The organism is Leptospira abararensis (genome assembly GCF_016918735.1).
In the GTDB taxonomy this organism is placed as follows: domain Bacteria; phylum Spirochaetota; class Leptospiria; order Leptospirales; family Leptospiraceae; genus Leptospira_A; species Leptospira_A abararensis.
This window is the reverse complement of record NZ_JAFFPR010000055.1, coordinates 160,810-174,855: the sequence shown is the minus strand read 5'-3', so window position 1 is coordinate 174,855 and position 14,046 is coordinate 160,810. Positions and strand designations below refer to the sequence as shown.

The following is a 14,046-nucleotide window of genomic DNA, read 5'->3' as shown; positions in this document are numbered from 1 at the left end:
GAATCGGAAATCACGAAACTGCTATTTTTGTATTTCTTTTTCGTACTTGGAGATGAGTTCGTTGTTGTTCTTACAAGAGAATTTGGTCCTCATTTGGTTGAGGTGGTATTCGACTGTTTTTCTCGACTTTTGGATTCTGTCCGCAACTTCGTTTTGAGACAAACCTTGTACGAGTAAGTTCAGGATTTCCATTTGGAAAGCAGAGAAAGGAAGTTGCACTTTACTCACACCATCGGAAACAAAGGATCCACCCTTCATCACAAGTTCAATGACTTCGGGAAGTTTGGAAATGGGATCTGATTTTAACATGTACCCATCGGCCTTGGCTTTCAGAGCATCTTCCACATACACCCGACTCCCATGCAAAGAAAAGATAATGACTTTTGTGGGTTGGTGTTTTTCTTTAATCTCACGCAAAACATCGATACCATTTCTATCGGGTAAGTCGATGTCCAAAACCAAAAGATCAATGGGACTAGATTCTAAAAAATGAAACAAATCGGCAGCAGTTCGAAATTCTCCGGCAAGAGAAAAGAAAGGATTGGATTTCAGGATAGATATGATTCCTTCAGTGACAACGGAATGGTCTTCTAAGATGGCAATTTTAACGGATTCCACAGCCTTATGATTCTCAGAGTATTCTTCTCATCCATCCAAAAATCTTTTTCAGACTTACTTATTTTTTGTAGTTATCCCTTAATTTTGATCTTAATCCTTCTCGGCACCACCTCCTGTCGGTTTGATGCCTACCCAACCTTACTCGCGAAAGATGGTGTTTTGGACGTCCGGGAGGTTGATTTTTCAGGGGAAACCATAAACCTTGCCGGGAAATGGGAATTCTATTGGAATGAGTTCTTAGATCCAAAAAGAGAATCTCCCTTACACAAATCTTACCTAAAAGTGGGAGTTCCTTGGTTTTTGCAGGAAAATGAAGATGGAGAAGTTTACCCTAGTTTTGGGTTTGCTACGTACCGCCTAACTGTAGTTTTGCCAAATCCACCTTATGGGAACGAACCTTTCGCTCTTCTGGTTCCCGTTTTACATAGTGCTTATCAAGTTTATGTAAATGGAGAGTTGGTTGCTGAAAATGGAGGCATAGCAACAACGGCAGAAAAACACCGACCTTCCTTTCATTCCAAAATCATTCCGCTGAAAACTGTTTCCCAAAAGTTAGATTTAGTGATTCATATATCCAACTTCTCACATAAGTATGCCGGAATTCATGGACTCATTCGAATAGGAAAACTTCAAAATATCATTCATACATGGAACGTAAATTTTACAGTTTCCTGGATCATAATGATCTTTATGGTATTTCTGGCAGTTTATCATGCATTAGTTTATTTTATCAACCGTTCCGAACGAAATGCACTTCGAATGGCATTTGTGTACTTAGGCATTCTAATCCTTTCCTCTACGTTAATAGAAACTAGAATCCTTTTTAATCTTTTTTCTGATGATTATTGTATACCGTTGTTTCGGTTTTCCCGAGTTGGGTTTGTTTTGGTTTTATACTTTGGCAGTTACATTGTTTTGAATATGGCACAAATGCGTTTTTTTAAACGTATCTTGTTTGTATTAAAAATTTATGCTCTTTGTTTTCTCAGTGTTAGTCTATTGACTCCCGTTCCGTATTTATCCAAGGTTTTGTTTTACTTTGAATTTATGTCCGTAGTTTTTGTGGTATTTGGGCTTTTTTCTGTTTCACTGGCCCTCTACTTCCAAAGAAAAGAAAGTCGGTTGTATTTTTTCAGTTTGTTATTGGCAATTATCGGTGGGCTCATCGATATCTTTCTGATCGCCAATCCAAATTTTGGATATAGACCTTTGGGTTTGGTTTCGTTGTATTTGTTTATTTTTCCGCAAACCTTAGGCGTAACTTTGGGACTGGTTCGTGTTTACAAAAGGTCCGAATCCTTATCCAAAGAATTATACAAGAGAAAGGAAGCTCTCGAAAAAAAAGTCAAAGCCCGCACATTGGAATTAGAAAAAGCAAATCGTTGGAAAGCAAACTTTGTGTCTCTCATTTCGCATGACTTACGTTCGCCTCTGAATAGTGTGAATCAAATTTTAGATGTAATCGATTTTAGTTTTAGTGAAACTACAGAAGAAGAAAAAAAGAAGTTTTTAGAAATTTGTAAAACGGGAGTCACACAATCCCTTCGGATGTTAGAGCAGTTACTAGATGTGAGTCGGTTTGATGCTTTTGGAACCAAACTCATCCAAACTCGATTTTCAGTGAATGACCTCTTAAATGAAATCATAGAATCGGTAGAACCACTGGCAACATTGAAAGGAATTCGAATCCAAAAAGATACCCCCATCCAAGCAGAAATCATTGCTGATCGTACTTTGATAGGGGAGGTGTTTAAAAATATCCTCACCAATTCCATCAAATATTCTTATCTCAATTCCGAAGTATGGGTTGGTGTTTCTTTTCAGGGGAAATGGCTTTCAGTCGAAATTCGTGATCGTGGCTTGGGAATGAGCGAGGAACAAATTCACAAATTAACCGGCGAAGAAAATATCAAAAGTTTGCCAGGAACGGCTGGGGAACGGGGAACGGGACTTGGTTTACAATTATGCACAAATATTTTGGAAGCTCATTTTGGAAAATTAAGAATTAAGTCTGTACTTGGAGTTGGGTCTTCCTTTGAGATTTCTTTATCAAAGAGTACTAAGTCGGTTCTTCTGGTTGATGATTCTGGAAACTTTCGATCTGACCTAGCAGAAGTCATGCGAAGAAATCAGTGGATTGTGATTGAAGCTGGAAATGGGGAAGAAGCATTGTCACATCTTTCCCGAATTACACCCACTCTCATCATTACAGATTTACATATGCCTGGAATGAATGGAATTTCTTTAGTTCACGAATGGGAAGGCCGTCGCAATAAAAACCAAAAAATCCCTATCATTCTGATTAGTTCCGATGCTCCTCTTTCTGGTGGTGATAAATTTTTGGAAGAAGAAGGACTGGAAACGATTGTATCTGCTTATTTTTCTAAGATGTATAAGGCAGAGGATCTCTGCCAACAAATCGAATCGATTTTAGATTAATACTCGTTCCATGTGATTTTTAATGTGGAGGCTATGGGCCACATCATATTCTTCTTTGGTCAGTTCTCCATAAGCAAAATGGGGTCTTAGAGAAGATTCCTTGGCTTTGGAAAAATCATCGATTGCTTGGATGAGTCTTTGAATCCCCATTTTTAGTTCCGTAGTATTACTGATATCTTCGGCACCGGGAATTGGTTCTTCTAGTCCATGATTCATTTTGTTTTTGAAAGCAAAAATAGAAAAGGCAACCTTACCAACGGAACCCCGAAAGAGGGATGATTTCATTTCCGGATATCCATTCAATGAGTACTCAATGCTTTGGGCACAGTGGGCAAACACCTTTCCTGGACTCCAATTTCCTGAAAGTTTAAATTCTTTGGGGTCAGATCGTAATTGTACAAGCAGTGTGCGAAGATCGGAAAGATCGTCAGCGTCTAACCATGGAGATTCTTTCGCGGTTGTTTGTGGATTCGTTTCTTCCTCCGATTTGGATTCACTCAATAAAGGAAGTTGGAGGACAGTATACACCAAAGCAGATCGCTTGATAAACTCTTTTCGTTTCATTAGAATTCTCCTATTAATGTTTTTTTTCCGGTTTGGAACGAAGTTTCATATTTAAGAATTCTACCATCACAGAAAAACACATCGCAAAGTAAATGTAACCTTTAGGAATGTGTAGTTCCAATCCTTCACCGAGAAGGGCAACACCAATTAAAATCAAAAAACTCAGAGCTAAGATTTTGATAGTGGGGTGTCTGTCTACGAAATCCGAAATACTTCCACTGGATAATAACATAAACCCAACAGACAAAACAACTGCTGTGATCATAACTCCCAGTTGGTCTGTCATACCAACAGCGGTGATGACTGAATCTAAAGAAAACACAATATCTAAAATCATAATTTGGATGATGATTTTGGTAAAGGAAACTCTTTTGCCGTTCTCTTCACCTAACTCGGATTCTCCTTCCAATTTGTGATGAATTTCTGTGGTTGACTTTGCTATTAGAAATAAACCTCCCAAAATCAGAATGATGTCACGGCCACTGATGGAATGGTTTAGGACGGAAAAAACGGGAGCCGTCAGTTTCATAATTAAGGAGAGAGAAAATAATAAAAGGATACGTGTGAACATGGCTAACATCAGTCCAATTTGGCGCGCTGACTTTTGTTTTGTTTTGGGCAACCGCGAAGAAAGGATGGAGATAAAGATGATATTATCAATGCCTAGGACAATTTCCAAAGCAGTCAAAGTAAAGAGGGCAAGCCATACCGAGGGATCGGAGAGAATTTCTATCATAACGTATCCTAAAGTCTTAAAAAGAAAAATGGAATCAATCCAAATCTTAAACTTTGGTTCACAAAGCGGGACTAACGCCGGTAAAAATACCAACCTTCACATTCTTTCACCAACCGAACACCTTTCCAAACATCCAAATGTTCTTTGGTTTCTGTGATTCCCCAAGAAAACTGGTCGAAAGTTTTTTGGCCTAGTCCTTTGTCCCAAGTTTTGTTAGAAACCCACGGGTAGTAAATTCCTTCCTTTGTGAAGGGAACTAAAGTCCAGGTTTTGTCTGCAAAGGCATAACTGTATTTGATCGGCCAGTAAGTGGAGGCTCCAGGAATTGTGGAGTCAAACTCAGAAAGACATTTCATCCTGTGGACCCGTTTTGCTTCTCCTTCCTGAATTGTCTTGGCTAACAGAGGATACTTTTCATTATAAAAGAAAACGATCCCAATAAACAAAACTAAGGTGGCGACCGATCGAATGAGGGGTAACATTCCCACTAACCGAAAGACGAGAAAAAACATACAAAACGGCAAAAAGTATAAATAGCGGAAGTTAGGTTCTATTTGAAATATATAAAGAGCAACCACTGAAAGAAAAGGTGATAGAAGTAATACCAAATCTAAAAAATGTTTTTTGAATTCAAACCTTAGGAATAAAAACAAAATATAGATTACACAGAGAACAAAATACCAATAAAACCAATCGGCAAATAGGGGATGTTTGGTGATCGATTCTATTACTCCCGAAATCCAAGAGTAGGGATCTTTGGAAATCAAATCCTTAGCCACATGGATTCGGTCCATCGTGGGAAGTTCTTTGGAGGTAAAAATTCCAATCCCCCAGGTGCGAAGTCCTTGTTGCCAAAGTTTTCCTAAACCAAATCCAAGGAGTACTAGTCCGATGGGATAGATTGATTGTTTTCGCAAACGAACCACAACATAGACAAACAAGAAGGGTGCAACATTTACAAAGAACCAATACTCAGAAATCCAAATGAGAGAAAAAACGAGAAGAAATCGGAAAATTTGGATTCGATTTTTGGAATTCCAACGATGGATTTCATAGAGAGTGTAGGCTGCAAAAAGTAAGGTTACGGCATGAAAACTAGGGAAAAAAAACTGCCCGAGACTATTTGGCAAAATCCCTGCTATGGCCAAAAATCCTAAAGAAAATAGATAGGCTTTTTGGTTTTTAATCCCGAGAGCCTTTGCCAAATAAAATGGTATGATAAAAAAGAAAAACCCAAACGCAAAATGAAAGGAACCAACAGAAGAAAAAATGGGATAGATTAGGATCGCAAGTCCGATTTCCGGAAATAAACTGGAACAAGGTGGTAAATTCCAGCCCTGCAACCCTTTCCATCCTCCTATCCAAAAATCGCGAGCAAACAAATAAGGATACAAAACATCACTGTCAGTTCCCTCTCCTAAATGATTTTCATAAATGGCATCGTAAAACAAATGAAAGGTGCCAAAAAGTACCAATAGAATGAGAAGCGGTTTTAAGTTTCGAAATTTCATCACAAAATGACTGTTAATTTTAGCTAATCTTTCTCTTTATCTATCAAACTCGGATTCAAAATCAATCCTGATCCCATTCATTCAAAATATCCTTGCTCCAAAACATACCTGACATATACATTCAAAACAAACATGCATAAAAACATGTAAGAGGGATTAATAACTTGGACATTTTCGTTCAAAGGTTTTGAACCTTTCGGGAAAATCCAGCTCGACTTCGATCCGTTTGTCGGGAAGGAAGGGATGGGGAAATTCCAATCGTTTCGCAAAAAGTAAAAGTCCATATTGAGTATAATCTTTTGCGGACCTAGAATACAAACTGTCCCCCACTACAGGACAACCCAACTTCGCCATATGAACACGGATTTGGTGGGTACGACCGGTTTCCAAACCCAGTTTCATCAAACTAAATTTACGACCCGTTTGTGTTTGGACAATTTTTTCGGTTTTGTAATGAGTGATGGCCATTCGTCCATCTTCTCGCACGCACATCTTCACTCGTTCTACGGGATGACGGCCAATCGGTAGGTTGACTGTCCCTTCTCCTTCCACGGGGGCTTGGAGCACCCAAGCATAATAGGTTTTTTCCACCATTCGCTCTTGGAACATTTTGGAAAGTGCCGCATGAGCTCTATCGGTTTTGGCAATGATGAGAACTCCTTCTGTGGGTTTGTCTAACCTGTGCACAATTCCTGGACGACGTTCACCGCCTGTGCCTGATAGGTTTTTGAATTGGTGTAACAATCCATTCACAAGGGAAGGTTGGTCATCTCCCGGTCCACTATGGCAAGCGATCCCCGCTTTCTTATGGATAACCATAAATTCGTCTTCGTCGTAGAGGACAGGAATGTCCATAGCGATGGGTTCGAGTCGGGAAGGGGGTCTTGCGATCACATCCACGACATACTCTTCACCGAGAGTCACCTTATATCCGTTTTTAGAGGCCAATTGTTCTTTGGTTTTGTTTGTCACAAATCCTGAATCAATCCACTTTTGAACGGTAGAACGGCTGAGATCGTCTCCGGCATTGTCTTTTAGAAAGACATCCAGGCGACTTTGGTCATAATCTTCGGAAACAGTTACAAATATTTGCATTTTCGGTTGTTATCTAATGAAAAGAACTAAACTATGGAAACATTAAGGTAGGTCAACTGATGAAAAAAGGATTTTTTTTAAGCCTCATCCTCCTCGCAGGTCTTTCGCTTTCATTAACGAACTGTTCGTCTTCTGAAGAAAAAGAAACTCCCAAAGAAACAACTTCCACAACGGAAACAACCTCCACTGTTTCTTCCAGAGATCTGAATGCAGCTCTTTTGGACGAAATCAATGTAGCACTCAAAGACTACCGCTATCCAGACGGCGTTCGTCGCAGAGGTTTTAGCTACAAACAAGCGGACATCCAAGCAGAAGATTTCAAAACTTGGGCAAAAGACAATGTTTCTTACATCAAAGATGCTCTTGCAAAACTTCCTGAAGGTTATGCACTTGAAGTGACTGGTCATGCAGATGCTTCCGGTCCCGAAGAAGCAGAAGGTGCTAAAAAAGGAAATGGATACTACTCACAAATTCGTTCTGACGCTGTGAAAGATGCTCTTGTAAAACAAGGAATCCCTGCAGACAGAATCGTTACGAAAGCTTCTGGTTCCGCAAAACCAATCTCTGGTTTTGATGAAAAAGACGCGATCAACCGCCGAGTGACTTTCCAAGTCGTTTCTAAATAAGAAAGTTCACTTTCTAAACTAGAGATTTTCTCTAAAAGAAAACCCACCCCTTGGTGGGTTTTTTTATACCCACTCAAAGTTTAATCAGTAAATTCAATTGGTTGGTTTTGAGGTTGGGGCGCCTCGGATTGGTTATGCGAATCTAATTTTTTTCTGTAACGACCGCGCTATCCGCTCCAATCCTTCGGATTTCCGCTTCTATCGCTGGCGCGGAGTTAGGAACTGGAATCTATTTTAATCAACAAAATCAGGACTTAGTAAGATTTTTTCTACTGTTTCCATTCGGAAATCTGGTAAACTAGAGCACCATGCCAAACACTGCCCTAGAATACATCCAATCCTTACCAGAAGATCGAAGAGAGCCATTTTCTAAACTGCGAGACATCATCAAAAAAAATCTTCCCAAAGGTTTTGAAGAAACCATCCAGTACAAGATGATCGGTTATGTGGTTCCCAAAAAAACGTATCCTGCTGGTTATCATGTAACCTCGGAACTAGCACTTCCTTTTATCCATATTGCTTCACAAAAGAATGGGCTTGCTCTCTATCATATGGGAATTTATGCCGATCTAAAATTACTCAAATGGTTCCAAACCGAATATCCGAAACATTCTAAATCTAAATTGGATATGGGAAAAAGTTGCATTCGATTTAAAAAGATAGAAGAAATTCCCTGGAAATTGATTGGAGAACTTGTGTCGAAAATGAGTCCTAAAGATTGGATCGCACTCTATGAGAAAAATCAAATTTAATGATTGAATCTAAATCTATTTTGTTCCTGTTGCTAAAAACAGCGAAGCATCTTCCTTCATAAAAATATTTTTCCCATGATGAAAGGTTCTTATCTTTATATTTTTGAACCCAACTTCCTCGAGTAAGGATCTAAGTTCACTCTCCATAAATCCATTGTGGACTTTGGGGTGGTTTATCTTTTCATTTTTATCAAAATCAACCACCATCAGTTTTCCATGCGGATTTAAGATTTCATAAAAATATTTCAGAATATTTTTTGTATCGGGGATGTGCAAAAGGACAAGAGAGACAAGGATTAGATCCGCTTTTTTGGATTTTGTATTTTGCAGAAAATTGGAATGGATCACTTCTGCATTCGTAGTATTCGTTCTTTTGATTTTCTCCCTGACAATGTCCAACATAGGTTCCGAAGAATCGATAAAGACGATCCGACCAACTAATGATGACAAACTAAGACCTACAAGGCCGGTGCCACAACCGTAATCAAATAAGGTCTTTGTTTGGCTGTCCTTACATTCGTTTTGGACCGCACCCGCAATGACTTGGGCTAATTCTTTTCGTTCTGCTGTATCGTAATTGTTGGCGAGGTGGTCGAAAACATTTGGTTCCATAGTGGTATTGTATTAGACGGGAATGGAAAACTTAAAAGCATATTTTCCAAGTGCGAAAGTTAGGAAACGAAGCGGGAAATACACGTTATGCGTTCGGTGCTTCTACCTGATCGTTATGCTTTCAACTGTCGGCTTATAGTAAAGAATGACTGCTCCATTTTTAAAAACTTTTGTTTTAATAAGTTTAAGGTCTGTCTTAATGTTTAAGTTCTCAAATAATTGCAAACCGCTTTCTGCAATAACTGGGTGAATGCAAAGTTGAAGTTCATCAATCAAATTAAGTTTTATTAACTGAATAATCAAACTTCGACTGCCTACAAAAATATCTTTGCCCGATTGCTTTTTTAGTTCTAAAATTTTTTCTTCTATAGGTTTAGTCGAAAGTTTCGCACTATCCCAGCCCGTCTCTTTCAATGTATTCGAAAAAACAATTTTTTGTATTTTGTCTATGGCTACAGCAAAGTCATCCATTGATTTTTCTCCTGAAGGATTTTTTAGAAGTGATTGCCAAAATTGCATAAGTTGATATGTAATTCTTCCGTATAGTATAACTTCAGCAGTATTGAGTAAGTCAGCATAATGATAATGTATTTCTTCATCTGGAATTCCGGCGTTATGGTCGCAATTTCCATTAAGGGTCATATTGATTGCTGCAATTATTTTTTTCATAATTATTCCTTTAGTGAATTATTATCAAATTCATTCGGTAAATTGAATTGCAATGAAGATTTTTGGAATTCATAATATTTTGCAATGGCAAATTGCAAAATAGTTTAAACGATGTTATCAGAAAAAGCTAGGGCTTATCTTGAAGCTAAGTATTTAATTGATGTTAATTTTGTTTTTATAGTAAATCGATGGTTTTTGATTCACCTCTCGTCATAATTATACCCACCAATTAGAAATAAATTTCCAATTCCACAGGCGACACTTTCATTCTTAAATTTAGAATTTTTAAAAACGAAATATATACAATAGTCACCAATACAATCATTTAGCTTTTTGCCAGATAACTCTTTTAGGTAGCCTACAGTTGATTTTTATTAGAATTTACTACAATAGAGTTTGCAATCAAATCATGTGGAGTTTTCTTCGATTTATTGAAAAGTATAAATAGAATTGAAAGAATATAGTAATAAGTGGAAAAATTTGGAAAAAATTCCTGGTTCTCCAATTCCTTAAAATACTTTGAAAAATCGTAATCAGTTAGCGATTCTATAGATTGATTATAAAAATTAAGCATTAAATATACATTTATAGCGAAGAAGATATAAATGAATATGTGTGGAATCTCTCTTAATACTGAATTTCTGATATTAAGATTGTTGTTATTAGAATCGATAATCTTAATTTTTACTGCCAATTTTCCTAATGTTCCGCCGTATTTGAAAGCAAAAAATATTCTATATCCAATGAAGATAAAAGAGTATATTATAGTGGCAGCAAAATAATATATAAATCCAATTTTTTGAGAGTAAATCAGAGCTCCAATCATTATTGAGAGAAAAGGTAACATAATTAGAAAATCTACAATATGAGCCTTAATTCGTTTTCCTAAAGAGGCTAATTCAATAGCATCTGAATCATTTTCTTTTTCTATGTTCATTTTTCCCTACTTAAATTTTTGAAAATACTAATTTCATTTAACTCTATAAATTTGCGGTTCTAGCTAAATTTAATCACAACTAAACCCAAGTTTGTAGAGGCACCAGAAATTAATTCCTTAATTTCACATATCACTCGTTATTTGCAAATTTGTCAAGTAGGGAATACGATCCCCTTGACTTTAGGCATCAATCGGAAACCTAACTTGAATCCCAAAAGATCCCTTAAAAACTCACCATCATCCCCAGATAAATCCCTCTTAAAGTATCAAAGTTTTCCGATTTTTTCGGAAGATTCATCTCCCAATTTCCTGTGACAGAGGGACTAGCAGAACCTAAATTCTCTGTGCTGCGACTGAATTGAATTTCGCTATAATGGTAATAGGAAAATTTAGAGACAATCATATTGTAACCCACAAAGAATTTCATATGGGGGTGAAAAGAATAAGCGAGGGAACCATCAAATTCATATCCTCGAAAGATTCCTTCTGTACCTGCGGTGGATAAAGAATACTGGAACCGGTCTTCCGTTAGATTTGGTTGTTTGAAAAACCGAGTGCCTTGAGTGTAGAATAAATCTATTGTTAGGTGGAATGCTAAGTCATAAGGAAGTTCGTAGATACTTTGCGCAGAGACTTGTGGCCCATAAGTGAAAAAATATTCTTTGAAAGTTCCTTGCCCTAGATAATTTCCATATAGGTAACGATTGATATTACGAATCCCCCCACCCAGATAAAGTTTCCAATCTTTTGTGGGACTCAAAGATTGATAGGCATTGAATTCAAACTCCGAACGAGCCATTGGTGAAAGGTAATACCGGGAAATATTGGGTCCTTGTGATGTTTGTTGGTATAGGAGAGTGTTTGCGTTTACAATTTCCACTTCAAAGTATGAGAGTTCTAATTTAAAACCCTTCGCTAAATTTTCATAACTGAATACAAAGGGAATGAGAACCTTTCCATTTTCCTTCAAAGCAGAGCTGGAACGAGTCGGAACCAGGGATTCATTTTTATCAGTGAGAGATGTGTATTCATAAGGCAGATACTGGTAGGTCTGCCTTTTTAAGAGTAGGCTGAATTTTGAGGATTTACTTTTTTCGTCTTGTAAGGTATCTATTTTCGTCGCCGTTTCCTCTGCAAAAAGCATAGGACTGAAAGATAAAATTACAATGTAAATGAGGATCTGTTTCATTTTCCTTTGTTATAAACTGATTTTAAAAAAAGAGAAACGTTTTTTCCCATTTGGTTTTGGACTCTGTCTTTTGTGTTTCCCAAAGTCCCTGTAAAAATTCATTTACTGGAAAGAGAATTTTCATATGATAGAAGGATAGTTTAGAGGTTTCCATGCCAGAATTCTTTTATGCCGATCCCTTCCCGCTCGGGGAAGATACCACTCCTTACAAATTATTAACCAAAGACTTTGTAAGCACTGTCCCATTCGGGGATAAGGAAATTTTAAAAATTGAACCCGAGGGTTTGACTTATCTGGCACAAAAAGCCATGGAAGACATCGCTTTTTACCTTCGCCCTGGCCACTTGGAAAAAGTTCGCAAAATTTTAGATGATCCGGAAGCCACTAAAAATGATCGGTTTGTGGCAATGGCCCTTCTCAAAAATGCAGTGATTGCTGCAGACAAACAACTGCCTTCTTGCCAAGACACGGGAACGGGAATTGTTATGGCAAAAAAGGGCGAGTATGTCATCACCGGTGGCGATGATGCCGAAGCCCTCTCCAAAGGAATTTATAATACATACGTAGAGCGTAACTTGCGTTACTCGCAGGTAGTTCCTCTTTCTATGTATGAGGAAACCAACTCTGGTTCCAACTTACCGGCACAAGTTGATATTTATGCAACACCTGGTCAAAAATATAGTTTTCTATTTATGGCAAAGGGGGGAGGGTCTGCTAACAAAACCTATCTCTACCAAGAAACGAAAGCCCTTCTCAATCCGGCCTCTCTCGAAAAATTCATTTCGGAAAAAGTGGCAGGACTTGGAACTTCTGCTTGTCCTCCTTACCACATAGCAGTGGTGATTGGGGGAACATCTGCCGAGGCAAATCTAAAGACCGTCAAACTAGCGTCAGCTGGTTATTTGGATCATTTGCCCACAAAAGGAACCAAAGAAGGAACTGCTTTTCGCGATATCGAACTCGAAGAGAAGATGTTACTTGCGGCTCAAAAATCGGGAATTGGAGCGCAGTTTGGTGGAAAATATTTAGCACACGATTTTCGAATCATTCGTTTGCCAAGGCATGGTGCTTCGTGCCCAGTCGGCCTTGGAGTCAGTTGTAGTGCCGATCGCAATATCAAAGCCAAAATCACAAAAGACGGAATCTACTTAGAACAACTCGAATACGATCCGGCTCGTTATTTACCTACAGTCGAAGAATCGGATGTTGGAAATGAAACCGTTCACATCAATTTAAACCAACCCATGAAAGAGATTCTCGGAATTCTAAATAAATATCCCGTTAAAACGCGTGTTATGTTGTCCGGACGACTCGTTGTGGCGCGTGACATTGCTCACGCAAAACTCAAAGAAAAATTGGATAAGGGGGAACCTCTCCCTGATTATTTCAAAAACCATCCAGTGTATTATGCGGGTCCAGCCAAAACTCCAGAAGGAATGCCTTCCGGTTCCTTTGGTCCAACGACAGCAGGACGAATGGATAGTTATGTTCCTCTTTTCCAAGAGAAAGGTTATTCCATGATCTCTCTTGCCAAAGGGAACCGTTCCAAAGTGGTGACGGACAGTTGTAAGAAGAATGGAGGATTTTACCTCGGATCCATCGGTGGCCCGGCTGCTCTACTTGCCAAAGAAAACATTAAAAAGGTGGAAGTCCTCGACTTTCCTGAGTTAGGTATGGAAGCCGTTTGGTCCATTGAAGTAGAAAACTTTCCAGCCTTTATCGTAGTCGATGACAAGGGAAATGATTTTTTCCAGATGTTGAATTGAAAATTGATTTCTTAGAATGAACTGTATTAGGTGAATTCAAAACTTGTAACACGGTTTAAAAAGTGCAGATCAGAATTTTGAAACTGATACAAGGCAAACTAAGATGTGTAAAACGATCCAACAAAAAGTAAAATTTAAGGCTTCTCCAATAACGATCTACCAGTTTATTGCAGATTCGAAGAAAGTCACGGCCCTCACAGGGGAAACTGCGATGATCAGTAAACGGATTGGGGGTGACTTTTCTACAATGTCTGGAAAGGTATCTGGAATCATTGTAGACCTTCAACCTTCGAGAAGAATTGTGCAAGCCTGGAGAAGAAATGATTTTCCTGAAGGGATTTTTTCAATGGCTACGTTTACATTCAAAGAAACGAATGAAGGTGGAACTGAATTAACTTTAACACATCGCGGTGTACCAAAGGCTCTGATTCCAGATATAGAAGAAGGTTGGCGCCAAAACTATTGGGATAAGATTCGGAATGCTGTCAGAACTCTGTCTAGCAGCGGAGAACAAAAGAAATGATACAATCAT

General features: G+C 38.4%; 14 protein-coding genes. 5 read left to right on the top strand and 9 right to left on the bottom strand.

Annotated features, from left to right (window positions below; translation table 11 throughout):
• Nucleotides 1-21 precede the first annotated feature (21 nt).
• Entirely contained in the window at nucleotides 22-618 is a 597-nt protein-coding gene (locus JWG40_RS20105) for a response regulator transcription factor (RefSeq protein WP_002973494.1), read from the bottom strand.
• Nucleotides 619-624: 6 nt separating this feature from the next.
• On the opposite strand from JWG40_RS20105, the gene JWG40_RS16940 reads away from it, so the two are divergent.
• Nucleotides 625-3,057, top strand: coding sequence for a hybrid sensor histidine kinase/response regulator (locus JWG40_RS16940; protein ID WP_205286944.1), 2,433 nt, complete (start codon nucleotides 625-627; stop codon nucleotides 3,055-3,057).
• On the opposite strand, the gene JWG40_RS16935 is transcribed toward JWG40_RS16940, so the two are convergent.
• The 4 genes from JWG40_RS16935 to JWG40_RS16920 all read right to left on the bottom strand — a co-directional run bounded on the left by JWG40_RS16935 (nucleotide 3,049) and on the right by JWG40_RS16920 (nucleotide 6,963).
• Complete coding sequence (locus JWG40_RS16935) at nucleotides 3,049-3,621, bottom strand: DUF1569 domain-containing protein (protein ID WP_205286943.1); 573 nt, start codon at nucleotides 3,619-3,621, stop codon at nucleotides 3,049-3,051. The two genes, JWG40_RS16940 and JWG40_RS16935, sit on opposite strands and share 9 nt — an antisense overlap.
• A gap of 13 nt (nucleotides 3,622-3,634) precedes the next feature.
• Nucleotides 3,635-4,354 carry a TerC family protein gene (locus JWG40_RS16930; RefSeq protein ID WP_205286969.1) on the bottom strand — a complete coding sequence of 240 codons (720 nt, stop codon included), beginning with the start codon at nucleotides 4,352-4,354 and terminating at the stop codon, nucleotides 3,635-3,637.
• Nucleotides 4,355-4,428: 74 nt separating this feature from the next.
• Nucleotides 4,429-5,868, bottom strand: coding sequence for a hypothetical protein (locus JWG40_RS16925; RefSeq protein ID WP_205286942.1), 1,440 nt, complete (start codon nucleotides 5,866-5,868; stop codon nucleotides 4,429-4,431).
• A gap of 156 nt (nucleotides 5,869-6,024) precedes the next feature.
• Complete coding sequence (locus JWG40_RS16920; RefSeq protein ID WP_205286941.1) at nucleotides 6,025-6,963, bottom strand: RluA family pseudouridine synthase; 939 nt, start codon at nucleotides 6,961-6,963, stop codon at nucleotides 6,025-6,027.
• Nucleotides 6,964-7,019: 56 nt separating this feature from the next.
• Here JWG40_RS16920 and loa22 point away from each other — a divergent pair, with 56 nt between their 5' ends.
• Nucleotides 7,020-7,589, top strand: coding sequence for an OmpA family outer membrane lipoprotein Loa22 (gene loa22 / locus JWG40_RS16915; protein WP_205286968.1), 570 nt, complete (start codon nucleotides 7,020-7,022; stop codon nucleotides 7,587-7,589).
• Between the two features lie 308 nt (nucleotides 7,590-7,897).
• A complete protein-coding gene (locus JWG40_RS16910; protein WP_205286940.1) occupies nucleotides 7,898-8,341 on the top strand; it encodes a DUF1801 domain-containing protein in 444 nt (147 codons plus the stop codon).
• Between the two features lie 15 nt (nucleotides 8,342-8,356).
• Here JWG40_RS16910 and JWG40_RS16905 read toward each other — a convergent pair whose 3' ends face one another.
• The 4 genes from JWG40_RS16905 to JWG40_RS16890 form a co-directional block, all read right to left on the bottom strand.
• A complete protein-coding gene (locus JWG40_RS16905; RefSeq protein WP_205286939.1) occupies nucleotides 8,357-8,953 on the bottom strand; it encodes a class I SAM-dependent methyltransferase in 597 nt (198 codons plus the stop codon).
• A 102-nt stretch (nucleotides 8,954-9,055) separates the two neighbouring features.
• The gene (locus tag JWG40_RS16900) at nucleotides 9,056-9,622 is read right to left on the bottom strand and encodes a dihydrofolate reductase family protein (protein ID WP_205286938.1); all 567 of its coding nucleotides are present in this window, start codon (nucleotides 9,620-9,622) and stop codon (nucleotides 9,056-9,058) included.
• A gap of 358 nt (nucleotides 9,623-9,980) precedes the next feature.
• On the bottom strand, nucleotides 9,981-10,559 hold the full coding sequence (locus tag JWG40_RS16895) for an RDD family protein (protein ID WP_205286937.1): 579 nt from the start codon (nucleotides 10,557-10,559) through the stop codon (nucleotides 9,981-9,983).
• A gap of 223 nt (nucleotides 10,560-10,782) precedes the next feature.
• Entirely contained in the window at nucleotides 10,783-11,748 is a 966-nt protein-coding gene (locus tag JWG40_RS16890; RefSeq protein WP_205286936.1) for an LA_2444/LA_4059 family outer membrane protein, read from the bottom strand.
• Nucleotides 11,749-11,900: 152 nt separating this feature from the next.
• Between JWG40_RS16890 and JWG40_RS16885 the strand changes: the two genes are divergently transcribed.
• On the top strand, nucleotides 11,901-13,514 hold the full coding sequence (locus JWG40_RS16885; RefSeq protein WP_205286935.1) for a fumarate hydratase: 1,614 nt from the start codon (nucleotides 11,901-11,903) through the stop codon (nucleotides 13,512-13,514).
• A 103-nt stretch (nucleotides 13,515-13,617) separates the two neighbouring features.
• The gene (locus JWG40_RS16880) at nucleotides 13,618-14,037 is read left to right on the top strand and encodes an SRPBCC domain-containing protein (RefSeq protein WP_205286934.1); all 420 of its coding nucleotides are present in this window, start codon (nucleotides 13,618-13,620) and stop codon (nucleotides 14,035-14,037) included.
• Nucleotides 14,038-14,046 lie beyond the last annotated feature (9 nt).